This window comes from Streptomyces sp. NPDC088194, from assembly GCF_040702025.1.
Classification (GTDB): Bacteria; Actinomycetota; Actinomycetes; order Streptomycetales; family Streptomycetaceae; genus Actinacidiphila.
In genome coordinates this window covers 57,588-80,772 of the sequence record NZ_JBFBIV010000015.1, presented here as the reverse complement: position 1 = coordinate 80,772, position 23,185 = coordinate 57,588, and the positions used below count along the sequence as shown (strand labels likewise).

The 23,185-nt window shown below is 73.1% G+C and carries 16 protein-coding genes and 2 pseudogenes; 8 read left to right on the top strand and 10 right to left on the bottom strand.

Annotation, left to right across the window (positions count from 1 at the left end):
* Positions 1-669: 669 nt before the first annotated feature.
* Positions 670-1,857: pseudogene (locus tag AB0399_RS10995) on the bottom strand (glycosyltransferase); the annotation flags it as partial.
* A gap of 225 nt (positions 1,858-2,082) precedes the next feature.
* Between AB0399_RS10995 and AB0399_RS10990 the strand changes: the two are divergent.
* Positions 2,083-2,589 carry an adenylyltransferase/cytidyltransferase family protein gene (locus AB0399_RS10990; RefSeq protein ID WP_366411042.1) on the top strand — a complete coding sequence of 169 codons (507 nt, stop codon included), beginning with the start codon at positions 2,083-2,085 and terminating at the stop codon, positions 2,587-2,589.
* Here AB0399_RS10990 and AB0399_RS10985 read toward each other — a convergent pair.
* Both AB0399_RS10985 and AB0399_RS10980 read right to left on the bottom strand, forming a co-directional pair.
* Complete coding sequence (locus AB0399_RS10985) at positions 2,561-3,292, bottom strand: CDP-alcohol phosphatidyltransferase family protein (RefSeq protein WP_329370024.1); 732 nt, start codon at positions 3,290-3,292, stop codon at positions 2,561-2,563. The two genes, AB0399_RS10990 and AB0399_RS10985, sit on opposite strands and share 29 nt — an antisense overlap.
* 152 nt (positions 3,293-3,444) lie before the next feature.
* Positions 3,445-4,383 (bottom strand): aldo/keto reductase, encoded by a 939-nt coding sequence (locus AB0399_RS10980; RefSeq protein WP_366411041.1) that lies wholly within the window; start codon positions 4,381-4,383, stop codon positions 3,445-3,447.
* Positions 4,384-4,474: 91 nt separating this feature from the next.
* Between AB0399_RS10980 and AB0399_RS10975 the strand changes: the two genes are divergently transcribed.
* On the top strand, positions 4,475-5,146 hold the full coding sequence (locus tag AB0399_RS10975; RefSeq protein ID WP_366411040.1) for a TetR family transcriptional regulator: 672 nt from the start codon (positions 4,475-4,477) through the stop codon (positions 5,144-5,146).
* Positions 5,147-5,195: 49 nt separating this feature from the next.
* Here the strand turns inward: AB0399_RS10975 and AB0399_RS10970 are convergent, their stop codons facing one another.
* Genes AB0399_RS10970 through AB0399_RS10960 form a run of 3 tightly spaced genes read right to left on the bottom strand, consistent with a single transcriptional unit; the run spans position 5,196 to position 7,952 of the window.
* Positions 5,196-6,422 carry a serine hydrolase domain-containing protein gene (locus tag AB0399_RS10970; RefSeq protein WP_366411039.1) on the bottom strand — a complete coding sequence of 409 codons (1,227 nt, stop codon included), beginning with the start codon at positions 6,420-6,422 and terminating at the stop codon, positions 5,196-5,198.
* Positions 6,388-6,582 carry a hypothetical protein gene (locus AB0399_RS10965; RefSeq protein ID WP_328463400.1) on the bottom strand — a complete coding sequence of 65 codons (195 nt, stop codon included), beginning with the start codon at positions 6,580-6,582 and terminating at the stop codon, positions 6,388-6,390. Before AB0399_RS10965 ends, AB0399_RS10970 begins: the two co-directional genes overlap by 35 nt.
* A gap of 17 nt (positions 6,583-6,599) precedes the next feature.
* On the bottom strand, positions 6,600-7,952 hold the full coding sequence (locus tag AB0399_RS10960; protein ID WP_366411038.1) for a multidrug effflux MFS transporter: 1,353 nt from the start codon (positions 7,950-7,952) through the stop codon (positions 6,600-6,602).
* Between the two features lie 107 nt (positions 7,953-8,059).
* Here AB0399_RS10960 and AB0399_RS10955 point away from each other — a divergent pair, with 107 nt between their 5' ends.
* The gene (locus tag AB0399_RS10955) at positions 8,060-9,076 is read left to right on the top strand and encodes a Gfo/Idh/MocA family oxidoreductase (protein WP_366411037.1); all 1,017 of its coding nucleotides are present in this window, start codon (positions 8,060-8,062) and stop codon (positions 9,074-9,076) included.
* A 38-nt stretch (positions 9,077-9,114) separates the two neighbouring features.
* On the opposite strand, the gene AB0399_RS10950 is transcribed toward AB0399_RS10955, so the two are convergent.
* The 4 genes and pseudogenes from AB0399_RS10950 to AB0399_RS10935 form a co-directional block, all read right to left on the bottom strand.
* Positions 9,115-9,627: a GNAT family N-acetyltransferase gene (locus AB0399_RS10950; RefSeq protein WP_329370012.1), complete on the bottom strand. Its 513-nt coding sequence runs from the start codon at positions 9,625-9,627 to the stop codon at positions 9,115-9,117.
* A 75-nt stretch (positions 9,628-9,702) separates the two neighbouring features.
* Positions 9,703-10,974, bottom strand: a pseudogene (locus tag AB0399_RS10945) (glycoside hydrolase family 71/99-like protein); the annotation flags it as partial.
* Positions 10,975-11,386: 412 nt separating this feature from the next.
* Positions 11,387-12,049, bottom strand: coding sequence for a hypothetical protein (locus tag AB0399_RS10940; RefSeq protein WP_366411036.1), 663 nt, complete (start codon positions 12,047-12,049; stop codon positions 11,387-11,389).
* On the bottom strand, positions 12,046-13,563 hold the full coding sequence (locus AB0399_RS10935) for a pyridoxal-dependent decarboxylase (protein WP_366411035.1): 1,518 nt from the start codon (positions 13,561-13,563) through the stop codon (positions 12,046-12,048). Before AB0399_RS10935 ends, AB0399_RS10940 begins: the two co-directional genes overlap by 4 nt.
* A gap of 730 nt (positions 13,564-14,293) precedes the next feature.
* Here AB0399_RS10935 and AB0399_RS10930 point away from each other — a divergent pair.
* From AB0399_RS10930 to AB0399_RS10910, 5 genes are all read left to right on the top strand, one after another.
* A complete protein-coding gene (locus AB0399_RS10930; RefSeq protein WP_366411034.1) occupies positions 14,294-18,472 on the top strand; it encodes a beta-ketoacyl synthase N-terminal-like domain-containing protein in 4,179 nt (1,392 codons plus the stop codon).
* 83 nt (positions 18,473-18,555) lie between these two features.
* Positions 18,556-19,989 (top strand): radical SAM protein, encoded by a 1,434-nt coding sequence (locus tag AB0399_RS10925; RefSeq protein ID WP_366411033.1) that lies wholly within the window; start codon positions 18,556-18,558, stop codon positions 19,987-19,989.
* Positions 19,979-20,743, top strand: a complete 765-nt coding sequence (gene fabG / locus AB0399_RS10920) for a 3-oxoacyl-ACP reductase FabG (RefSeq protein WP_329370004.1) — start codon at positions 19,979-19,981, stop codon at positions 20,741-20,743. The genes AB0399_RS10925 and fabG overlap by 11 nt, the downstream gene beginning before the upstream one ends.
* Before the next feature lie 117 nt (positions 20,744-20,860).
* The gene (locus AB0399_RS10915) at positions 20,861-21,457 is read left to right on the top strand and encodes a hypothetical protein (RefSeq protein WP_366411032.1); all 597 of its coding nucleotides are present in this window, start codon (positions 20,861-20,863) and stop codon (positions 21,455-21,457) included.
* A gap of 204 nt (positions 21,458-21,661) precedes the next feature.
* On the top strand, positions 21,662-23,167 hold the full coding sequence (locus tag AB0399_RS10910; protein ID WP_366411031.1) for an AarF/UbiB family protein: 1,506 nt from the start codon (positions 21,662-21,664) through the stop codon (positions 23,165-23,167).
* Positions 23,168-23,185: the final 18 nt, after the last annotated feature.

The following is a 23,185-nucleotide window of genomic DNA, read 5'->3' as shown; positions in this document are numbered from 1 at the left end:
GGGGTCGGCGCCGACCGCTGCCGGGTCCGGGTCCGGCTCGGCGTCCGCGTCCGCAGCCAGGCCGGCGTCGGTACCGGTCGGCTCCGGGTCGGGCCCCGCCTCCGGCGGCTCCGCACCGGCCTGGGGCGGAGCGGAGGGGCGCGGCGGGGCAGAAGGGCGAGGCGGCGCGGCCGGCGGTGGCGGAGCCACGGGCCGCGGCGGCGCGACCGCTCCTGCCGACGGCGGCGCGCCTTCCGCGCCCGGGGCCTCGTCGGGCACCGCCGGTACGTGCGCGGGCCTCGCGGGCACCGCCCGGCCGTCCGGCTCCGCCACCGCAGGCGGAACAGCCGGCGGAACAGCGGGCGGAACGGGAGGGGCAACGGCGGGCGGAACAGCGGGCGGAACGGCAGGCGCCGGGCCCGGCTCCGTACGCCCCTGAACGCCGGTCTCGGCCCCAACGTCCTTACCGGGGGCGGTATCCGATGCGCCGTCTGAGACGACCGGCGCGGCCTCGACCGGCTGCCCGGAGGCGGCCTCGTCTCCCCGGCCGGCCCCGACCGCCCCGACCGCAGGCTCCGCCGGGACTCCGGGCGCGTCGGGCTGCTCGGCAACTTCCGCCTCCGCCACGGCAGTAGGCACCGGGCCCGGCGCGGGAGCGGTGGACTCGGCTGCCGCGGGGGCGCGTTCGGCCAGCGCCTCGGAGAGCAACGCGTCGATACGGCCGAGCCCGGCATCGCGGGAGAGGTGCGCGTCGACGTAGACCGGGCCGGCCGCGGCGAGGACGGCGGTGCGGGTGGGGTCAAGGGCGAGCGCCTGGACCGCGGCGAGCAACTCCCCCGGGGACTCGGGCGCGACGACGACGCCGGCGCCGGAGCGCAGCACCTCCTGGGCGGTGCCGCTGTCCGCGGAGACCGAGGCGATCACGGGGCGCCCGGCCGCGAAGTAGGAGGTGAGCTTGGACGGCAGGCTCATGTCGCGGACCGAGGCCCGCTGCGTGACCAGGAGGAAGTCGGCGGCGGCCAGCACCTCGGGGAACTCGTCGTCGGTGGCCGGGGCGAGGAAGTCCAGGTTGGGCAGGCTGCCCGCGAGCGAGCGCAGGTGCTCGCGCTGGTTGCCCTCGCCCATCAGGACGATCCGGGTCTCGGGGGCCGAACGCGCCGTCTCGACCAGGACGTCGAGGCCCTGCTTGAGCCCCATGTTCCCGGAGTGCAGCAGCACGGTCTGCCCGGGCCGCCACCCCAGCCGGGCCCGCATCTCCGCGCGGGGCCGCGAAGGGCGCTGTACGTGCGACCAGTTCGGCACCACCCGTATCCGCTCGGGCGGCACCCCCATCGCGGCCACCTTCGCCGTGAACGACTCGTGGATCACCCCGACGAGCGCGGCCCGCCGCAGCGCGTACTTCTCGACGAGCCCGGCGGCCAGTGCGGCGGGCCCGCCGCCGCGTATCCCGCTCTGCGCGGCCGCGGCGCCCATCAGGTCCTGCACGATCGGCACGAAGGGCACCTGGTGGCGCTCGGCCAGCCGCGCCCCGAGCACGCCGCCGGCCAGGCTCGGCATCTGCGCGAACACCACGTCGGGCCGCCCCATCCCGGCCGGTTCGTCGCGCCCGCCGCGCAGCACGCTCACCTCGAACGTGGCCCGGCGCAGCGCGGTCTGCCGCGCGGGCACCGCGTGTCCGCGCCGGTGCACCCGTACCCCGGCCCGGTCCTCCTCGACCCGCCGCACCCCGTCGTACGCGGGGTCGAGCTTCCACGCCGGGTAGTGCGGCATGCCGGTGAGCACGTGCACCTCCGCCCCGCCGGCCGCCCAGTGCTCGGCGATCTGCGTGGCGTACGGCCCTATCCCGGCGTGCTCCGGCGCGTAGTTGGTGGAGACCAGCAGCAGCCGGCGGCGCAGACCCGACGAACCCACGAAGTGTTCCTTCCCCCCGGGACGTGCCCCCGATCCAGACAAGTGCACACCTTAGTCGTTCACGCGCTCCCCACACCTGGGCTTGCCAAGCGTTGAAGTTCGGAATTCCGCGAATCCCCCTTTGACCGCGATACGTCCGGCTATCGTCTGAGACTCGGCAGCGCTGGGGAGCGTTGTACGGCTGGGGGTCGAATGATGCTGCACCGGGTCGGCTACGCGCCGGGGGTCTACGACCTCTTCCACGTGGGCCATCTGAACATCCTGCGGCACGCGCGCAGCCAGTGCGACTACCTGGTGGCGGGGGTGGTCTCCGACGAGATGGCCCGGCTCGCCAAGGGGCGTACCCCGGTGGTGCCGCTGGTGGAGCGGCTGGAGATCGTGCGCAGCGTGCGGTTCGTGGACGCCGCGTTCGTGGAGACCGTGCCGGACAAGCTGGAGACCTGGCGCCAGGTGCGCTTCGACGTGCTGTTCAAGGGCGACGACTGGCGCGGCACCGACAAGGGGCGGCGGCTGGAGGAGAGGTTCGCGACGGTCGGCGTGGAGATCGTCTACTTCCCCTACACGGTGCACACCTCCAGTACCCAGTTACGCCGCGCCCTCGACCTCCTCACCGGTCCGGCCGGCGGCGCCGGGAGCGGCGCGAGCGCGGCGGCGGCCGGGGCGCCGCCGGTCAACCCGCCTGGCGCTGAAGCGCGGTGAGCTCGCGGAACCACTTGGTGAGGAAGGCCGCGAGGAACAGCGCGTGCACCGCGAACAGCGCGGTATAGCCGTAGCGGAAGGCCCGTTCGCTGCCGAGCAGCAGGAACACCGCGCACATCACGCCGTAGTCGACCGGCAGCAGCGCGACCGCGCGCAGCCGTGACGGCGCGGCCGCCGGGCCCGAACTCCCCTTCGGTTTCAGCTTGTCCGTCAGCAGACCGCCGAAGAAGACCAGGACGGCCGCGAGTTGGAAGCCGAGGGGAACCAGCAGCCAGCCGTCGCCCGGCAGTCGGAAGTGCCGGTAGAAGGTGATCAGCACGGCGGCGTGCAGCGCGGTGATCTTCGCGCAGTCCACCACGTGGTCCAGCCACTCCCCCGCCGGGCCGCCCTTGCCCAGCAGCCGGGCGAGTTGGCCGTCGGCGGAGTCGAAGGCGAAGCCGACGGCGAGGGCGGCGTACACGGCCACGGCGAGCGGCCAGGACGGCCGCGCCACCGCCACCGCGGCCACCCCGAAGGCGCTGCACGCGGCACTGACCAGGGTGACCTGGTTCGGGCTCAGCCCCGCCCGGTACGCCCCGGCCGCCAGCACCCGCCCCACCGGCCGGTTCACGTACCGCGAGTAGAGCGACACGCCCTTCGCGCTCTTCTGCGCGTCCCGCAGCCGGCGCAGCGCCTCGCCGTATCCGAGCGGCCTCCCACCCATACGGTCCCCCCTCGCTCCCCCCACATCCTGCCGGAGCGGCCCCCGCCCCGTGCCCCGTTCAGCCCCCGACTCCCGCGCCGGCCGACGGAACGGACGCACCACCCGCGCCATTGCCGCTCCCGAGCCCCTTCGGCTCCGGGCAGGACGGGGGATCAGAGTTCGAAGTCGCCGGTGCGGGACTTGACCGCGTCCAGTGCGGCCAGTGTCGCCGGGTCCAGGCGGATCGCGCCCGCGGCGACGTTGGCCGCCAGGTGGGCCGGGTCCGCGGTGCCCGGGATGAGCACGGTGTTCGGGGTGTGGTGCAGCAGCCAGGCGAGGCCGATCTGCGCGGGCGTGACACCGAGCGCCTCGGCCGCCGCGTGCACCTCCGGGGCGTCGGTCACCTTGGGCAGGCCGGGGAAGGCGCCGCCCAGCGGGAAGAACGGCACCCAGGCGATGTTCTCGGCGACGCAGAGTGCGAGCAGCTCCTCGTCCTCGCGCGCGACCAGGCTGTAGGAGTTCTGGACGCAGACGACGCCGGCCGGGAGCGCGCGGCGCAGGGTGTCGAGCGAGACGGCGCTCAGGCCGATCGCGCCGATCTTGCCCTCGTCGCGCAGCGCGGTCATCACCGCGAGCTGGTCGTCGAGGTCGACCACCTGGTCGCCTTCGGCGCGCAGCCCGGGGCCGGAGTCCGCGCGGCGGAGGTTCACCACCGGGATGCGGTCGAGGCCGAGGCTCTTGAGGTTGTCCTCGACGCTCGCGCGCAGCTCGTCGGGGCGCTGGGCGAGGCGCAGCGGGACACGGCCGCCCGTGTCCGGGGTGGCGCCGACCTTGCTGACGACGATGACGCCGGAGCCGTCGGAGCTGTCGGACCCGCCGGTCGCGTCGCGGTAGGCGTCGCGGATCACCCCGTTGACGAAGCCGTCGCCGTAGAACTGCGCGGTGTCCACGTGGTTCACGCCCAGTTCCACGGCGCGGTGCAGGAGGGCGATCGCCGCGTCGCGGTCGCCGTGGAGGCGTTCGAGCTGCATCGCGCCGAAGCCGATGCGGGAGACGGCGAGGCCGCCGAGGTCGGCGGTGCCGCCCGCGTGCGGGGCGGGGATTTCAGCCATGGAAGGGTATGTCCTCACTCATGAGACGATGAGGTAAGCGGAGGAGCCTCCGCATTTCCACTGTAGCAGCCTTACCGGAGGTCCCTCCGCTTTGTCCGGCGCCGATTCCGCACCCGACCCCGCGCACGCGCGCGAACCCGGGTCCGTCCCCCCGTCCGCACCCGAGCCACGGCCCGCACCCGCGGCACGCAAGCGCGCCTCCCGCGCCGACGCCCTGCGCAACCGGGACAAGCTCGTCGACGCCGCCCGCGTCGCCTTCACCGCCACCGGCGAGACCGCCGCGCTCGAAGGCATCGCCCGTGCCGCGGGCGTGGGCATCGGCACCCTCTACCGGCACTTCCCGACCCGCGAGGCGCTGGTGGAAGCGGTGTACGCGGCGGAACTGGACGCCGTCACCGGCAGCGTCCCGCGCCTGCTGGAGGAACTGGCGCCCGCCGAGGCGCTGCGCGCGTGGATGCGGCGCTACGCCGCCTTCGTCGCCACCAAGCGCGGCATGGCCGGGGTCCTGCGCGCCGGGTGGGCCTCCGGCGCGATCGCCACCCCCGACACGCGCCGGCGGATCGGCGCGGCCATCGGCGCCCTCCTCGCCCGCGGCGCGGAGGACGGCACGATCCGCGGCGACGTCGCGGCGGACGACGTCACGATGATGCTCCTCGGGATCTTCATGACCGCGGCCACCTCGGACAGCCCGGAGCAGGCCGACCGCCTGATCGAGCTCGTCATGGACGCGCTGCGGCCGCGGCCGGCCGGGCCCTCACGCTGAACCGCCGCTGAACCACCGCCGAACCGCCGCGCGGAGCACCCGCGCCGAACTACCGCACCGCGCGCGCCAACCGGGTCGCCACCTCGGCCCGCGGCCTGCTGCCGTCCCGCCAACTGCGCACCGGGTGGACGGAGTTGGTGAGCAGCACCAGGAAGGAGTCCGTCGCCGGGTCCAGCACCAGGCTGGTTCCGGTGAACCCGCTGTGCCCGATGGCGCCGCGCCCGGCCAACTCCCCCATGAACCACGGCTGATCGCGCTCGAAGCCGAGCGCCGCGCCACGGCCACCGTCAGAGCTGTCACCGTCGGCGCCGCCCTCACCGTCGGAGCCGTCGCCCTCGGCGTCACCGCCGAGCAGCAGCCGCACCCCCGCGGCCGACAGCAGCGTGTCCGACGTGCCCGCGGCGGCGTCGAGGATCGCGCGGCAGAACAGCGCCAGGTCCCACCCCGTGGAGAAGAGCCCGGCGTGCCCGGCGACCCCGCCCATCGCGTAGGCGTTCTCGTCGTGGACGGTGCCGTGCACCATGCCCCGGTCGAGCTTGCCCCACGGCCTGCGCTGGTCCTCGGTGGCGGCGATCCGGGGCAGCCAGGAGGCGGGCGGGTTGTAGCGGGTGTCGGCCATCCCCAGCGGCATGGTGACGTGGTCGGCGATCAGCCGGTCCACGGTGCGGCCGGTGGCGCGTTCGAGCACGGTCTGGAGCAGCAGCAGGTTCAGGTCGGAGTAGGTGCGGCCGCTGCCCGGCGGTGCGAGCGGGAGTTCGGCGGCGAGCCGGGCGGCGCGGGCGGCCGCGTCGGGCTCGTCGTAGAGCGGCAGTTCCGGCCGCAGCCCGGAGGTGTGGGTGAGCAGGTGCCGCAGCGTGATGCCGTGCGCGGCGGCGGCCGTCAGCTCGGGCGCGTACGAGGCGACCGGCGCGTCCAGGCGCAGCGTGCCGCGCGCGATCTGCTGGACGGCGACGACGGCCGTGAACAGCTTGGTGACCGACGCGAGGTCGAAGACGGTGTCGGGCCGGGCGGGCACCCACTGCTCGCGCGGCAGCTCCACCCCGCGGTCGGCGTGCTCGTCGTACGCCGCGTAGCGGACCGCCCAGCCGACCGCCTCGTGCAGCGCCACGGTGCGGCCGCGCCCGGCCACGACGACGGCGCCCGCGCACCAGGGGTGCGGGCGGTCGGCGTCGGGGCCGGGCTCCAGCCAGGAGGTCAGCTCGGGGACGATCCGGTGCAATTCGTCGGTGTCGAGGTCGGCCTCACGGCAGGAACCTCTCGACAGCGGCGGGGCCATGTTCCTCCAGTGCCTTGCGGGCCTGCTCGATCAGTTCCGGGGTGCAGTCCCGGCCGGAGGCCATCACCAGGTCCTCCGGGTCCACGGAGTGCTCCGACCCCGTGTGCAGTGAGCTGTCGGCTGTCTTGAACGCCCAGGTCTTCTCCGGATCGTCGGACATCGCAACCTCCCGAGGGTCTACGGTCCCTCCACCGTACGCCGACCGCGCAGGCAGAGCCCGACGAAGCAGGCTACGGCGACCAGCACGCAGCCGAGCTGCGTGACGGCCATCGGGACCGCGGTGCCGTCGCCCGCCACGCCCGACAGCGGGGACAGGACGGCACCCACCAGGAAGGAGGATGTGCCGAGCAGCGCGGAGGCGGCGCCCGCGTGCCGGCGGGTGCGCAGCAGCGCGCTGGTGTTCGCGGTGGGCATCACCAGGCCCATCGACGCCATCAGCACGAAGAGCGCGGCCGCGATCTCGGGCAGCGTGGCCCGGCCGAGGACGCCGGTGGTCAGCAGCACGAGCGCGGTGGAGGCGAGCGTGATCAGGGCGAGCCCGACGCCGAGCACCTTGTTCATCTCCACCCGGCCCATCAGCACCTTGCCGTTGAACTGGCCGACGGCCACCAGGCCGACGGAGTTGAGGCCGAAGAGCAGCCCGTAGGTCTGCGGGGACGCGCCGTAGATGTCCTGGACGACGAACGACGACGCGGACACGTAGGTGAACAGCGCCGCGAAGGCGAAGCTGGCCGCGAGGACGTAGCCGGTGAAGACCCGGTCCGCGACCAGCCCGCGGATCGAGCCGAAGGTGGAGGTCAGCCCGCCGGCGTGGCGGCCCTCGGGCGGCAGCGACTCCTGCAGGCGGCGCCAGCACACCAGGGTGAGCAGGGTGCCGACCACCGCGCAGAGCACGAAGATGCCGCGCCAGTCGGTCAGCCGCAGGACCTGGCCGCCGATCGCCGGGGCGATGATCGGGGCCACCCCGGAGATGAGCTGGAGGTTGGAGAAGAACCTGGCCATCGCCAGGCCGTCGTACATGTCGCGGACCACCGCGCGGGATATCACGATGCCCGCGGAGCCGGCCAGCCCCTGGATCAGCCGGAAGGCGATCAGCAGCGCGACCGTGGGGGCGAACGCGCAGGCCACGGTGGCCAGCACGTAGATGACCATGCCGGTCAGCAGCGGGGCGCGCCGGCCCCAGCGGTCGCTGAGCGGGCCGACCACGAGCTGCCCGAGCGCCATGCCGGCCAGGCACGCGGTCACCGAGATCTGCGCGGTCGCGGACGACGCGTGCAGGGCCTGCGAGACCCGCGGCAGCGCGGGCAGGTACATGTCCATCGACAGCGGCGGCAGCGCGGTGAGGCCGCCGAGGGCGAGGGTGACGACGAAGCCGGCGCGGGCCTGCGCCGGGCGGGGACCGCGAGGGCCGCCGCTACGGGGAGCGGGGATCGGGGTCGAGGTCGGGGAAGGGGTGGGGGTGGGGGCGGGGGTTGCGGTGAACTGGGCGGGGGTATCCGGCCCGGCGTCCTGCACGGCGGCACTCTCCATCGGAAGTCGTTGAAGCGTTGCCTATCCTTTCAGTCTGCGGGGAGCACGGAGCACGAATATCCGGGGACCGAGATGTGAGGTCCGCAACGAGCGAGGGCGTACGGACGATGAGCGAGCACACGACCGGCAGGATTCGCTGGGGCATCCTGGCCACCGGCGGGATAGCCGCCAGCTTCACGAAGGCCCTGCTGTCGCTGCCGGAGGACGCCGAGGTGGTCGCGGTCGGCTCCCGCAGCACCGAGAGCGCGAAGGCGTTCGCGGAGCGGTACGGCATCCCGCGCGCGTACGGCACCTGGGCCGAACTCGCCGCGGACGAGGAGGTGGACGTGGTGTACGTGGCCACGCCGCACTCCGCGCACCGGGCCGCCGCCGGGCTGTGCCTGGAGGCCGGGAAGGCGGTGCTGTGCGAGAAGGCGTTCACCATCAACTCCCGCGAGGCGCGGGAGCTGGTGGGGATCGCCCGCGAGCGCGACCTGTTCCTGATGGAAGCGATGTGGACGTACTGCAACCCGCTGATCCTGCATCTGCTGGCGCTGGTGCAGGAGGGTGTGATCGGTGAAGTGCGGCACATCAGCGCGCACTTCGGGTTCTTCAACGACTTCCCGCCCGAGCACCGGATGCGCGATCCCGAGCTGGGCGGGGGCGCGCTGCTCGATCTGGGGGTCTACCCGGTGTCCTTCGCGCAGCTCTTCCTCGGGGAACCCGACACGGTCGAGGCGTGGGCGCAGTTGACGCCCGAGCGGGTGGACGCGGCGACCGGGATCGTGCTCGGCTGGAACGGTGGGGCCGTCGCCACGTTGAGCTGCGGGTTCACCGCGGATATCGGGGCACCGGCGGCGATCGCCGGGACCGGGGGGCGGATCGAGATTCCCGACGGGTTCTTCAACGCGGATCGGTTTACCGTGCATCGGGAGGGGCTCGCGCCGCAGACGGTGCGGCTGGCCGACATCAGCGACGACCATGACCGCGGGAGCATGCGGCACGAGGCCGCGGAGGTCATGAGGGCGCTGCGCGCCGGCGAGACCGAGTCGCCCCTCGTCCCGCTCGACGGCTCCCTCTCGATCATGGGGACGCTGGACCGCATCCGGGAGCGCATCGACGTCCGCTACCCAGGGGTGGACTGACCCGCCCGGCCGCCCCGTCCGGTCGGCTGGGGTCACGCTCAGCCGTCGCGGCGGTCCTCCGCATCGGGGGCCGGGGGGAGGTCCAGGTCGAGGCGGACCGCGCGGGTGGTGAAGCCCTGGCGCTCGTAGAAGCGGCGGCCCGCCTCGTTGGCGGCGTACGCGTTGACCTCGGCGCGGACGGCGCCGCGCCGGCGGGCCCAGCCGAAGAAGTCCGCGGTGAGCCGGGCGCCGGTGCCGCCGCCGCGGTGCTCGGGCGCGACGTAGAGCGCGCGCAGCGTGGCGCTGCGGATCGGCAGCACCCCGACCGGCTCCGCGAGAACCCCGAGCAGGTAGCCGACGACGGCACCGGCCCCGTCGTCGGCCACCAGCAGCAGGCACGACGGGTCCGCGAGGGTCGCCGCGAACGACTCCTTGCCGTGCCGCAGCGTCCACAGCGGCTCCACCCGGGGGTCGCGGACCGCGGCGTCCTCCGTCAGCAGCGCCACGCTGCACGTGACAATGCCCTCGATGTCCTCTGAAGTGGCGGTACGCACGTGTACGGAGTCGTTCATACCGCAGAGGCTACGGTGTCCCGCGCCGAGCGGCCGTACCGTGCGTACCGCGCGTCAGACCGGTGGGCGTCAGGCGACCGGCGGGGTGGGCCGGGTCGCGGTCACGCCGATCTGGCCCTTGAGCATGCGGCCGCCGTCACCGGTCAGCCGCAGGTAGTAGTCCGAGGAGCAGGCCGTACCGTCCTCGTCGAGGGCCCACAGACCGGACCCGGAGGGCACCATGGACGCGTTCTCGGCGGTCTTCGCGATCTGGTTGCCCTCGCCGTACTCGTCGAACATCGAGATGTAGATGCCCTGCACCCCCGCCCGGCACATGTTGTAGAACTGCCGCCACATGAAGTCGCCGTGCGCGCGCTGCCGCGCCGAGACGTCGCCGGGCAGCACGCACGGCTGGTAGTCGACGCCGTTCGCGTTGCAGTCCGCCTGGTCGGGCACCGTGTAGGTGGTGTACGCGTTGTCCGAGTCACCCGCGTTGCCGATCGCGCCGACCATCCAGGGCGAGATCATGTTGAGCGCGTGGTAGACGCCGGAGTACCCGGCCCGCGAGCCGCCGGTGCCGGTGCGCCACTCGCGCGGCACCCCGCCGATGACGTAACAGCCCTGACCCTTGAACCAGTTGATGACGTCCAGGCAGGCGTCGGCGCTGAACGGGTGGTTGTCGTCGTTGAAGCCGAAGCCCCAGATGCACACCACCGGCTTGCCGTTCTGCCGGGCGTACGCCGAACTCGCGGTGTGCGCCTTCATCTTGTTGGTCCAGTCGTCCTTGATCTCCGACTGCATGTTCGTCCAGCCGGAGACGTCGTACATGACGTAGAACTTGACGCCCTTGGACTCGGCGGAGTTGCGCACCTTCTGCGCCATCGCGTCGCGGGTCGGGCCCTCGCTGCTGTTGGGGTTGAAGCGCTGGAGGGCGGCGGCGTCGCAGCCGTAGGTCTTCATCCACGCGAAGTGGGTGTCGACGGTCTGCTGGTCGTAGGAGGAGAAGAGGGTGGCGGCCCCGCCTCCGTTGAGGTTCGCGTACCCGGTCTGGTACCCCTTGGCGTACTCGCGCATGTCCGGCCACGCCTTGATGGCGTTGTTGGACGTGGAGGGCGCCTGGCCCCAGTTCTGGCTCCAGTGCCACCAGCCGTTGATCGGCGCGCCGTCCCCGGCGCACGCGAACCAGCCCTGGTAGCCCACGGTGATCTTGCCGACGACGTCGCCGGCGCCGCTGGCCGCGGGCCGTACGGCCGCCGGCTCGGTCGTGGCCGCACCCGCGGTCCCCGCGCCCAGCCCGACGGCCGCGATCCCCGCGGCGGCCGAACCGCCGGCGACGGTGGTGAGGAACGTACGACGTGACACACCCATGTCGATGACTCCGATGTTCAGTGGTTGAACTCAGGCCCCATGGCAGGACATACCGTGTGTGTCGCGGCTCGCCGGTGTGTTTCCGCGAGGTTTGCGCATGCTTGCGGTGGGGGTTGGCGTGCAGTCTCGCCACTCACGCCACGCTGAGCACTGTTGGGTAATGCGGTTGCCCGAACACCGGGGATTCAACTGCTGAACCAAACATCCCGTCAAGGGTCCAGACCAGATCCGGAGTTCCGTGCCCTTTGCCCGAATCGACGGGGATTCATGGGGTGTTGAGCGCTCCCTCCGGAGATGAAAGATCGGATGACCGGGTTCGGAGTCCGACGGCCGGCCGTGCCCGCCCGGCCTCCCGGCCTCCCGGTCACGCGGTCACGCGGTCACGCGGTCACGCGGTCACGCGGTCACGCGGTCACGCGGTCAACGGCTGATGGTCGCCGAGCAGCACCGGCAGCGCCGGGTGCCGGGTGATGTCCTCGATGCTCATGTACAGCGGGGTCAGCGCGATGTCGGTGCACGGCAGCAGGATCGGCGGCCGGATCGGCAGCGACCCGAACCGCTGCCACAGCGCCGAGCTGGACTCGGAGGACGCCTCGCAGTACACCCCGAGCCCGTTCCGGTACAGGTGCAGCATCATCGCCCCGGCCAGCCGGACGAAGGCGCCCGGGCTGCTGCTGCCGGGGCGCACCGCGGCGAGCGCGCCGTGGACGTGCGGCGGCAGGTCGGTCGGGTAGTGCGCGTCGAGCAGGTCGATCAGCTGCCGGCAGCGGCCGGCCGCGGGACCGGTCACCGCGGTGATCGCCGCCTCGAACGCCTCCTGGTCCGCGGCAGTGATGGGCTCGCGCTCGGAGGGCTCCCAGACCAGAGTGGCGTCGCGGCCGGGCGACATCAGCGCGGTGCCCTCGTGGTCGAGCATGAAGCGGACCCAGGCGTGCATGAACCCTTTCACGTACGCGTCCCGCCCGGGCAGCTCGTGCGGGACCATCCAACCGATCACCGGGTCCTCGTGGAACGCCGAGGTGAGGATGTCGGCCACCTCGTCGACATCCTCGGTCGGCTCCAACTCGAATGTCACGGGGTCGTCTCCTGTCGTTCGTCGGGGGAAGCGCCGGGCGCACGGGAAGCGCCGGGCGTACGGGGGATGCCGTCGTCGGAGCCGGAGCCGCGGTGGGCGGCGAGGAAGGCGGCCACCGCGGGTCCGGTCGCCTCCTCGTCGGTGCGCCAGCTGCACACCGACAGCCGTACGGCGCCGCGCCCCTTCCACTGGGTGGGCGTCACCCAGCAGGTGCCCTCGGAGTTGAGCCGCTCCACCACCCGGTTGGTGTGCGCGTCGTCGCCGATCCGCAGCAGCACCTGGTTGAGCCGGACCGGCGCCAGGAGGTCGATGCCGGGTTCCGCGGCGAGCCGGACGGCGAGGCGGCAGGCGGCGGCGCAGTTGCGGTCGACCAGGTCCGCGATGCCCTGCCGGCCGAGGTGGTGCAGCACCGCCCACAGCGTCAGCGAACGGGCCCGCTGGGACATCTCCACCCGGTAGTTCATCGGGTCGCGGCCGGTGCGTTCGGTGCTGTGGATGTAGTCGGCGTGGATGCCGACGGCCTGGTGGAAGGGCTCGGGCCGGGCGCAGAACGCCAGCCCGCTGTCGTAGGGGGTGTTGAGCCACTTGTGGCCGTCGCAGGACCAGGAGTCGGCCAGGTCGGCGCCGTCCAGCAGCCGCCGGCGGCGCGGAGTGGCCGCGGCCCACAGCCCGAACGCGCCGTCGAGGTGCAGCCAGCCGCCGTACGCGTGGGTGACCTCGGCGACGGCCCGCAGCGGGTCGACCGAGCCGCAGTTGATCGACCCGACCTGGCCGCACACGATCAGCCCGCCGGGCGCCGCCGCGGCCAGCTCGCGCAGGTGGGGCACCGCCATCCGCCCCTCGTCGTCGGCCTCCACGTAGCGGATCGCGCCGCCCAGGCCCAGCAGCCGCAGGCACCGCAGCACCGAGATGTGGGTCTCCTTGCCGACCAGTACGGTCAGCGGCGGCGCGGCGGACATGCCCTGCTCGTTGACCGTCCAGCCGGCCCGCCGGAGTTGGTGCTCGCGGGCCGCGGCCAGGCAGACCAGGTTGGCGGTGGTGCAGCCGGAGGTCAGCCCCATCACGGTGCCGTCCGGCAGCCCGAGCAGCTCCACCAGCCAGCGCTCGCAGACCTCTTCGGCGACCGCGGACAGGGGGCTGAGGTCGTGGAAGACGTCGCACTGGTCCCACACGCTGGTCAGCCAGTCCGCGGCGACGCCGACCGGCAGCGCGCCGCCGACCGCGTAGCCGAAGCTGCGGGCCGCGCCGGAGGCCAGCGCCCCGGCCTCGCCTGCCGCGATCAGCCGCTGCACGGTGGCCTGTTCGGAGTGGCCGGCGATCGGCAGCGGGCCGCCGAGCAGGTCGGCCAGCCGGCCGGGGTCGTGGGCGCGCACCGGGCGGTCGGCGGACAGATACGTCTCCGCGTAGCCGGCGACTTCGGCGAGCACACCGCGGGGCTCCTGGCCGGGCTCGTGGCCGGACGGGTTCCTCGGCCTGGCGAACGGGTGGGCCGTCACCGCCTGCTGTCCTCTCACGTCTTACGCCCTCTCTGCCGTCTCGCGTACTGCGCCCTGAACAGTAAGGCGGCTGTTTCCGACCCGCCCACCAGGGAAGTGTCATTCATTCCAACGAGGTACAGCGTGTGCCGATCCGGTGATAACCCGGTGGAGTCCGGCACCGTGCCCGTATGCGGAACGGCGGGAATATCCGGGCCGCAACAATGCACCCGTAGGGGCAATTATGCGGTGCCGCATAATTGCCCCGAACGCCGGTCCGATGTCACGGGACCGCCCAATCCGCGGACGAATCCAGGTAGTTGGACCCGTTCGGGTGATGTCGCCGCGACGGGTTGCGTAGGTGGTGCGGTTGGCTGCTTCACTTGGTGGCATCCGGTCGGTTCCGAGCAGAACCAGCACCGGTTCTTCCGAGCACGCATTCGACCACCGAGCCACGCCGAGCAGTGCCGATCACCGCCAGATTCCGTTACCGGTCCGGGTGAATACCGTTCACCGGACGCCGACAAAGTCGATCCGCCGACCGAATTCCGCTCCGCCGGCCCGAATTCCCGTACCCGCGGAGCCACTTCCGTCCGATCCGTCGGCGACAACGCCGGCACCGGTCGGCACCTCTGTCGAGAAATCGCGTCGCGGGCGATTCGCCACGCCGCCGGGCGCGCGAATCCTCCGGCCGCCGGGCCGTCGACAACGCGGCGCGGATCACCGGAAATCCGCGCCGTTTCCCCGTCTTCGAAGGAGAGCACTCCAGTTGGAAACAGAACCCATCGCCGTCGTCGGCGTCGGCTGCACCCTGCCCGGAAGCGTGCACACCCTGGAGGAGGCCCGGGCGGTCTTCGAGGAGGGCCGCGACTGCGTCCGCGAGGTCCCGCCGGAACGCTGGGACGTCGATGCGCTCTACGACGCGGACCCGCTCAGCCCCGGCCACACCTACGTCCGGCACGGCGGCTTCGTCGACGACATCGACCGGTTCGACGCCGCCTTCTTCGGCATCTCCGACGTGGAGGCCGTGCACATGGACCCGCAGCAGCGGATGCTGCTGCAGACCGTGTGGCACGCCCTGGAGAACGCCGGGCAGAACCCCGATGAGCTCTCCGGCAGCAACACCGGCGTCTTCATGGCGCTGATGTCCTACGACTACTCCACGATGAAGAACCGCGGCGGCCTGGAGAACATCAGCGCCTACGAGGCGATGGACACCGACAGCATCTCCGCGGGCCGGGTCGCGCACTTCCTCGGCCTGCGCGGCCCGTGCCTGACCGTGGACACCGCCTGTTCCGGCTCGCTGGTCGCGCTGCACCTGGCCCGGCAGTCCATCCTCACCGGCGAGTGCGACTCCGCGATCGTGGCCGGCGCCAACGCGATCCTCGCGCCCAACGTGCACATCTCCTTCTCCAAGCTCGGCCTGTTCTCCCGGGCCGGCCAGTGCCGCACCTTCGACGCCGACGCCGACGGGTACGTCCGCAGCGAGGGCTGCGTGGCGGTGCTGCTCAAGCGGCAGTCGCTCGCCGAGGAGCACGGCGACCCGATCCTGGCCAGCGTGGTGGGCACCGCGCTCAACCACACCGGCCGCACCCGCACCCTCACCACGCCCGACGGCAGCAGCCAGCAGCGGGTGATCCGGGCCGCGCTGACCGGGGCCGGCGTGCAGCCCACCCAGGTGGACTACGTGGAGGCGCACGGCACGGGTACTCCGGTCGGCGACCCCATCGAGATGGACGCCATCCTGCGCACCTACGGCGCCGCCCGCCCCGCCGACCAGCCGCTCTACGTCAGCTCAGGCAAGAGCAACGTCGGGCACATCGAGGCCGGCGCCGGCCTGCTCGGGGTGGTCAGGGCCGCGCTGTCGCTGGACCGCGAGACGATCTACCCGAGCCTGCACCTGAACCGGCTGCACCCGAAGATCGACCTGGCCGGCAGCCCCGTGCAGATCCCCGGCGAACCGGTGAGCTGGCCGCGCCGCGACACCCCGCGGATGGCCGCGGTCAACTCCTTCGGCTACAGCGGCACCAACGCCCACGCGCTGCTGCGCGAGGCACCCCGGCCCCGGCCGGCCGATCCGCAGCCGCCGGCCGCCGCGCCGTCGCGTACCGACGAACTGCTGGTGCTCTCGGCGAAGTCGGCCGACAGCTTGCAGGAACTCGCCGGCCGCTGGGCGGACTTCCTGTCCCGCACCAAGCAACAGGATCTTCCCGCAGCGGTGTTCACCGCCGCCGCCGGACGAGCCGCGCTGCGGCACCGGATCGCGGTGACCGGCCGCGGCGGCAGCCAGCTCGCCAACAGCCTGCGCCAGTGGCAGACCGGCCGCGCCTCGGCCGCCGTCTCCAGCGGACACCCGCGCGGCACCGCCGAGGTCGCCTTCGTCTTCTCCGGCCAGGGCACCCAGTACCCCGGGATGGCCCGCGAACTGTACGAGCGGGAGCCGGCGTTCGCCGACGCGATCGACCGCTGCGCCGCGGCGATGGACGGCACCCTCGAAGTGCCCCTGCGCGACGTGCTGTTCGGCGACGCGGGTGAGGGCGCGGAGGGGGCCAAGCCGGCCGCGGGAGCGAAGAGCACCGCAGGAGCGAAGGGCGCCGCGGGAGCGAAGGGCGCCGAGAAGGCCGAGGGCGTCGCCGCCCCCGACATCCACGACACCCGCTTCGCCCAGCCCGCGCTGTTCGCCGTCGAGTACGCCCTCGCCGAGCTGCTGCGCTCCTGGGGCGTGCGCCCCTCCGCGGTGACCGGGCACAGCATCGGCGAGCTGGTCGCGGCCTGCGTCGGCGGCATGCTGACGCTGGAGGACGCGGCCCGCTTCAGCGTGCAGCGCGGCCGGGTGATGTCCGAACTGCCCCGCGAGGGAAGGATGCTGGCGGTCAGCGCCGGCCCGGACACGGTCGCCGGCTGGCTCGCCGGGCGGGAGGAGCGGGTCGCGCTCGCCGCGGTCAACGGACCGCGCAGCGTGGTCGTCTCCGGCGCGGCCGACGCCGTCGAGGAGATCGCCGAACTCGCCGCGAAGGCCCGGGTGGACACCGCGTGGCTGCACACCTCGCACGCCTTCCACTCCCCGCTGATGGACCCCGCGCTGCCCGAACTGCACAAGCACGCGGCCGAGTTGCGGCCGAACCGGCCCGAGTGCGCGGTGATCTCCGGCGCCACCGGCCGCCCGCTCACCGGCGAGGAGGGCCCGGAGTACTGGACCACCCAGGCCCGCGAGACCGTGCGCTGCCACGACGCGGTGCGCACCGCCGTCGACTCCGGCTGCACCCTCGTGGTGGAGATCGGGCCGCACGCCGCGCTGGCCTCGCACATCGCCGAGGCGTTCGCCGACCGCGGGGTGACCGTCATCCCGACCCTCGACCGCGACCGGCAGGACGTACGGCGCGTACTGACCGCCGCCGGCGCCCTGTTCACCGCGGGCGCCGACCTCGCCGTGTCCCGGCTCTACCGCGGTGACCGCTACCGGCGCACCTCGGCCGCGCCGCAGTACCCCTTCCGCAAGGACCGCTACTGGTGGGGCGACCCGTCCGCGCCGACCGAGAACGCCGCCGGTGCGGCCGCCACCATCGCCCCGGCCCCGCCGGTAACCGTGAGCGCACCGGCCCCGACCGCCGCCGCGACCACCCCGACCACCGCCGCGCCGGCGCCCGCCACCGCGATCCCCGCGCAGCGCCCCGAAGCGAGCATCCACGACCACCGCCTCACCGCCGCCGCGCCCTGGTCCGACCACCGGGTGCACGGCGCGACCGTCTTCCCCGCCACCGGCTACCTCGACCTGGCCGTCCGCGCGCTCACCGAGGCGGGTGGCGCGGCCAACGGACAGGGTCGCGGCCGACTCGCCCTCAGCGACGTGGAGTTCAACCGCCCGCTGGTGCTCCCACCGGGCGTGCCGACCACCGCCCGGGTCACCCTGACCGCGCCGGAGCCGGGCGGTGAGCGCCGCTTCACCGTCACCGGCAGCAGCTCGGGCAGCAACTGGTCCGAGCACTGCCACGGCACCATCGCACCGGCCCCGCACTCCGAGCGGGCCGGACGGCTGCCGGACGCGCTGCGCGCCGAGGCACCCCACGAGCTGCGCCCCGCCCAGCTCTACGGCACGCTGCGCGACGGCGGTCTCGAACACGGCTTCCACTTCGCCACCGTGCGCGAGCTGCGGCTGGCCGACCCCGGCCGCGAGGAGGCCCTCGGCCGGATCACCTCCGCGCCCGACGGCGCGCCCGCCGAGCCGCACCCGTACCGGCTCGCCACCGTGCTCGACGGCGCGCTCCAGCTCGCCGCCGCCCTCTTCCTCACCCCCGCGGGAGCGTCCGCCCCGACCGCGGGAGACGGCGCGGAGACCGGCGGCACGGAGCCCGCCAACTCCCTGCTGGCGGGCGGCTACATCCCGGTCGCGCTGCGCCGGCTCACCCTGGCCGGGCCGCTGCCGGGCGAGGTCTGGGCGCATGTGCGGCGCCGCCCGCACGACGCGCGGACCGGCTTCGTGGTCGACCTGCGGCTGACCGACGCCGAGGGCCGGATCGTCGCCGACCTCGAAGGTGTCGAGTTCCGGCACGCCGGCGCGCTGGCCGGCGACGACCTGCCCGACCCCGGCGAGAGCGCCGGCAACGGCCCGGGCCGCAACCGCCGGGAGCTGCTGGAGGCGCTCGCACCGCTCGGCCCCGAGGACCGCAAGCAGACGGTGATCGAGTGGCTCGCCGAGGAGGTCAGGGAGACGCTGGGCAAGGCGTCCGCCGAGATGGACTCGGTCGCCGACGGCATCGACCCGTCCCTCGCGCTGCTGGAGATCGGCCTGGACTCCCTCCGGGTCACCGCGCTCCAGCGCCGTATCCAGGAGAAGTTGGAGTTCCGCTACAAGGCGATGGAAGCCCTCGACTACCAGACCATCGACGGGCTCGCGGACTTCCTCCTCGACCGGGTGCTGGCCCTGGAACCGGCCGCCGCGCCCGCCTGATCCCCCGTGCCCGTACGCAGCCGTACCCGGCGCGCCCCAGCGCCCAGAACCCGCGAAAACCTCCCGGAGGAATGAGCCGGACCATGCTGGATTCCACGTACGTCACGGACTACATCGACAGCCACCTCGAACAACGCCAGGTCAACAAGATCCAGCACGGCTTCCCGTCGCCGCGCTACTGGACCGAACCCACCATCGCCGCCGACGAGATCAGCGAGGACCGCCGCAAGCTGCGGGAGGCCGGCCAGGCGCCCGACCTGTTCCTGTACATCGGCGTGCCGTACTGCATCAAGACCGACCCGGGGAAGTGCGGCTACTGCCTGTTCCCGGTCGAGGAGTTCAAGGGCAACGACGCCCTGGAGGACTACTACGGCTACGTCGAGCGGGAAGCGGAGCTGTACCGGGACCGGTTGGCCGGCGCCCGGCTCGGCTCCGCGTACTTCGGAGGCGGCACCTCCAACCTGTACCGCCCGGCGCACTACCTGAAGATCATGGAGCTGGTGAACCGGCTCGTCCCGGACATCGCCGAGGGCGCCGACCTCACCCTCGAAGGCATCCCGCAGCTCTTCACCCGCGACAAGATGCAGGCCATCCGCGACTCCGGGATGAACCGGATCAGCATGGGCGTCCAGCAGGTCAACGAGCGGCTGAACAGCCTCAGCGGCCGCAAGCAGACCACCCGGCACGTCGTCCAGAGCCTGGACTGGGCAAGGGAGTTCGGCCTCGCCGCCAATGTCGACGTGATCTTCGGCTGGCCGCAGCAGACCGTCGAGACCATGCTGGAGGACCTCAAGACCCTCGTCTCCTGGGACGTCTACGACATCACCCACTACGAGCTGAACGTCGGCGGCCCCACCGACTTCGCGCTCAACCGCTTCCACGAACTGCCCAGCACCCTCAGCAACCTGGAGATGTACCGGGTCGGCCGGGACTACCTGCTCGACCAGGGCTACGAGCAGCACGGCGCGTACAGCTTCCGCAAGCCCGGCGACCCGACCAGCCGGGACTTCCGCGAGGGCTACCGGCCCCAACTCCACGACGTCGCCGACGCGGTAGGCCTCGGCTACGCGGCCATCTCGTTCTTCGGCGCCGCCACCCTCGGCCCGGGCCGCTCCTGGTCGTACATCAACCAGCGCAACCTGTCGCTGTACAAGGCCGCGGTCGACGAGGGCCGGCTGCCGGTGGAACGCGCCTTCCGCTACCAGTCCGACGACTGGGTGCTGGCCACCGTCTTCCGGCACCTGCTCGGCATGGAACTGGACCGGACCGGGCTGCGCGCCGCGATGGGCGTCGACGTGTACGAGGAGTTCGCCACCGTCTGGGACGGGCTCGCCTCGCGCGGCCTGGCCGAGATCACCCCGGAGAAGATCACCCTGGTCGGCGACGGCCCGTTCTACACCCCGATGGTCTCCACGCTGCTCGCCGAGGAGCGGTACCGCGCGCTGCGCGAGCGGGAGGTCGACAACAAGAAGGCGAAGCTCGTGATGGCCGGGGAGGGGGCCGGCAGTGGCCGATGACCTGCCGCTGAGCGGGCGCAAGTGCGTGATCACCGGCGGCGCGCGAGGGATCGGCGCCGCGGTGGTCCGGCTCGCGCTCGCGCAGGGCGCCCACGTGGTCTTCGGCTACCACTCCAGCGCCGCTGCCGCCGCCGAACTGTCCGACGAGATGAGCGCCGCCTACCCCGACCAGCAGTGCACCGCGCTGCCGGGCCGGGTCGGCGACACCGCGGACGCGAGCCGGTTCGCCGCGGACGCGCTGCGCGCGCTCGACGGGGAGGTGGACGTCCTCGTCAACAACGCGGGCGTCACCCACGACGTCAGCTTCGCCCGGATGCGCCGCGAGCAGTGGGACGAGGTGGTGGAGACCAACCTCGGCAGCATGTTCAACGTGACCCGGCCGCTGGTGATGCCGCTGGTACGGCGCCGGCGCGGCACCGTCGTCAACGTCACCTCCGCCTCCGGTATCCACGGCGCGCCGGGCCAGACCGCGTACTCCGCCTCCAAGTCCGGGGTGATCGGCTTCACCAAGGCGCTGGCGAAGGAGGTCGGCGGCCTCGGGGTGACGGTGAACGCGGTCGCGCCCGGCTTCATCGCCACCGACATGACGGCCGCGATGCCCGAGCCGCAGCTCGAACGCGTCAAGAGCCTCATCCCGACGCGGGAGTTCGGCTCGGCGGAGGACGTCGCCGCGCTGGTGTGCTTCCTCGCGTCGGACCGGGCGCGCTACATCACCGGGCAGGTCATCGAGATGTCCGGCGGCCTCACCCTCTGATCCGCTCCCGGTGGCCTTCCCCGCCCGCCTGGGCCTCCCGCTCCCCCTGCACCTCGTTTCCCCCGCCTTCCCCTCCCACTTCCCCGCCCCTACGACCCACCTCCGAGGAGAGAACCCATGGCCTCCACGTTCGACACCTTCAAAGACCTCATCGGCGACGTCACGGACGACTACAAGAAAGCCGTCGACGAGTTCCTCGACCGGGACGACGACGATGATGACGACGACCGCGGCAACCGGAAGTCCAGGAACAAGCGGAAGAGCGGCGGTGCCGATCTGTCGGCCCTGGCGAAGCTGCCCGGGCTGGCCGGGCTCCCGCTGGGAACCGTGCAGGCCCTGGTGGATGCCGGCCCCGCCGCCCCGGCCCTGGCCGGCCTGATCTCGGGCGCCGCGAACCCGCTGGCCGCGCTCGCCGGGGGCGCAGGCGCCGCCAACCCGCTCGCCGCACTCGCCGGGGGCGCAGGCGCCGCCAACCCGCTCGCCGCACTCGCCGGGGGCGCCGGAGCCGCCAACCCGCTCGCCGCACTGGCGGGTGGCGGGCTGCCGGGTCTGGACGCCCTCGGCAGCATCGCCGGGGCCGCCGGCAGCACCGCGAACCTCGCGGAGACCCTGCTGTCGCTCCCGGGCCAGATCGCCAAACTCACCGAGGCGGTCACCAAGTTGCTGGACGTGCTCCCGGGCGCGGCCACGGTCACCGGTGCCCGTAAGGGCTGACGTCCCACCCGACCCCCACCCGACCCCCACCGGGCGCCCGATCAGGCTCCCGACAGGGCCCCGACCAGTCGGGTTGCCCCCGTGCGGCTCCCCCGCGCCCCTGCCCCTACGGCTCCTGCCGCCTCCTCCGCTTCCGCGCGAGGACGGCGACCGCCGAGGGGCGCGGGGAACCCCACCACCACCCGGAAGGCGAGGCGCGACCGTATGGCGGGTGCCATCCGCAACCGTCTTCGTACGGTGACAGGGGTGCTGGGCGCCCTGCTGGTGAACGAGACCCGCAAGGCGACCCGCGAGCACCCGGACGCCGAGCGGCGGCGGGCCGTGGCGGTGCGGGAGGCGCTGGAGCAACTCGGCCCGTTCTACATCAAGTTGGGCCAGATGATGGCCACCCGGCCGGACTTGGCGCGGCCGGCGCTGGCCGCCGAGTTGGAGCACCTGCACGACAAGGTGGAGGCGCTGCCGTTCTACCTGCTGGAGCCGGTGCTGGAGCAGGACCTCGGCCCGGACTGGAAGCTGCGCTTCGACGACCTCGACACCGTCACGCCGCTCGGCACCGCCTCGATCGCGCAGGTGCACCGGGCGACGCTGTCGGACGGGCGGCCCGCGGTGGTGAAGATCCAGCGCCCCGGCATCCGGGATTCGGTGGCCGCCGACATGGCGCTGATGCGCAGGGCCGCGCGGCTGCTCGGCCGGGCCGCGCCGCGGTTCAGCGCCGTGATGGACCTCGACGCGATGCTCGGCAGCCTCTTCGACGCGATGGAGCCCGAACTCGACTTCACCGGCGAGGCCGCGAACATGGACCGGGCCAGGGACGCGATCGGCTCGTACCGCACCTTGAGAGTGCCGGAGGTGCTGCACGCCACGCCCCGGGTGCTGGTGCAGTCGCTCGCCGACGGCGAATCGATCCGGCACGTCGACCGTGACGCGATCCCGGCCCGGCGGCGCGAGGAGATCTGCAAGGACCTGCTGCGGTTCATGTACCGGGGCTACTTCGTCGACCGCTTCTTCCACGCCGACCCGCACCCCGGCAACGTCTTCGTCTCCACGGACGGCCGGGCCACCCTGATCGACTGGGGCATGGTCGGCCGGATCGACAAGCGCACCAGCATGCACCTGGCGCTGGTGCTGATGGCCATGGCCCGCAACGACGGCTACAGCCTGGCCAACGCCTGGACCGCGATGGGCCACGCCACGCCGTGGGCCGATCTGACCGGCTTCGCCTCGGACATGGCCGCCCTCACCCCGCGGCTGTCCGGCGCCAGCCTCGAGCAGCTGAACTTCGGCGGGGCGCTCACCTCCGTACTGGAGAAGGCGTCCCGGCGCGGCATCGCCTCCGCTCCCTCCACCTCGCTGCTCGGCAAGTCCTTCGGCAACCTCGAAGGCTCCGTCCGCCACCTCTACCCGGGCATCGTGGTGGGCGAGGTGTTCAAGACGGAGGTCAACGGCATCCTGCGGCACATGCTCGCCGAGTACGCCTCCCCGCAGCAACTGGCCGCCAACCTGACCGAGTTGCTGCTGGGCAGCACCGCCGCGCTCGAACAGTGGCGCGCGGTCGCCAACGACGGCGCCAACCGCGACCTCACCGTCCGCATGCACGGCACCCGCCTGCCCCGCGCCCGCGGCGGCGGGCGCTCCCCCTCCGCCCAGACCGTCGTCACCCTCACCGCCGCCGCCTACCTGCTGGGCCGCCGCCGTACCGGACCGCGCTGAACTCCCGCTGACCGCCTG

Excerpts from the sequence above, each read along its gene's own strand:
- AB0399_RS10990 (WP_366411042.1), top strand. The coding sequence starts at position 2,083 with ATGATGCTGCACCGGGTCGGCTACGCGCCGGGGGTCTACGACCTCTTC.
- AB0399_RS10985 (WP_329370024.1), bottom strand. The coding sequence starts at position 3,292 with ATGGGTGGGAGGCCGCTCGGATACGGCGAGGCGCTGCGCCGGCTGCGG.
- AB0399_RS10925 (WP_366411033.1), top strand. The coding sequence starts at position 18,556 with ATGCTGGATTCCACGTACGTCACGGACTACATCGACAGCCACCTCGAA.
- AB0399_RS10960 (WP_366411038.1), bottom strand. The coding sequence starts at position 7,952 with ATGGAGAGTGCCGCCGTGCAGGACGCCGGGCCGGATACCCCCGCCCAG.
- AB0399_RS10970 (WP_366411039.1), bottom strand. The coding sequence starts at position 6,422 with ATGGCCCCGCCGCTGTCGAGAGGTTCCTGCCGTGAGGCCGACCTCGAC.
- AB0399_RS10965 (WP_328463400.1), bottom strand. The coding sequence starts at position 6,582 with ATGTCCGACGATCCGGAGAAGACCTGGGCGTTCAAGACAGCCGACAGC.
- AB0399_RS10980 (WP_366411041.1), bottom strand. The coding sequence starts at position 4,383 with ATGGCTGAAATCCCCGCCCCGCACGCGGGCGGCACCGCCGACCTCGGC.
- AB0399_RS10950 (WP_329370012.1), bottom strand. The coding sequence starts at position 9,627 with ATGAACGACTCCGTACACGTGCGTACCGCCACTTCAGAGGACATCGAG.
- AB0399_RS10955 (WP_366411037.1), top strand. The coding sequence starts at position 8,060 with ATGAGCGAGCACACGACCGGCAGGATTCGCTGGGGCATCCTGGCCACC.
- AB0399_RS10910 (WP_366411031.1), top strand. The coding sequence starts at position 21,662 with ATGGCGGGTGCCATCCGCAACCGTCTTCGTACGGTGACAGGGGTGCTG.
- AB0399_RS10915 (WP_366411032.1), top strand. The coding sequence starts at position 20,861 with ATGGCCTCCACGTTCGACACCTTCAAAGACCTCATCGGCGACGTCACG.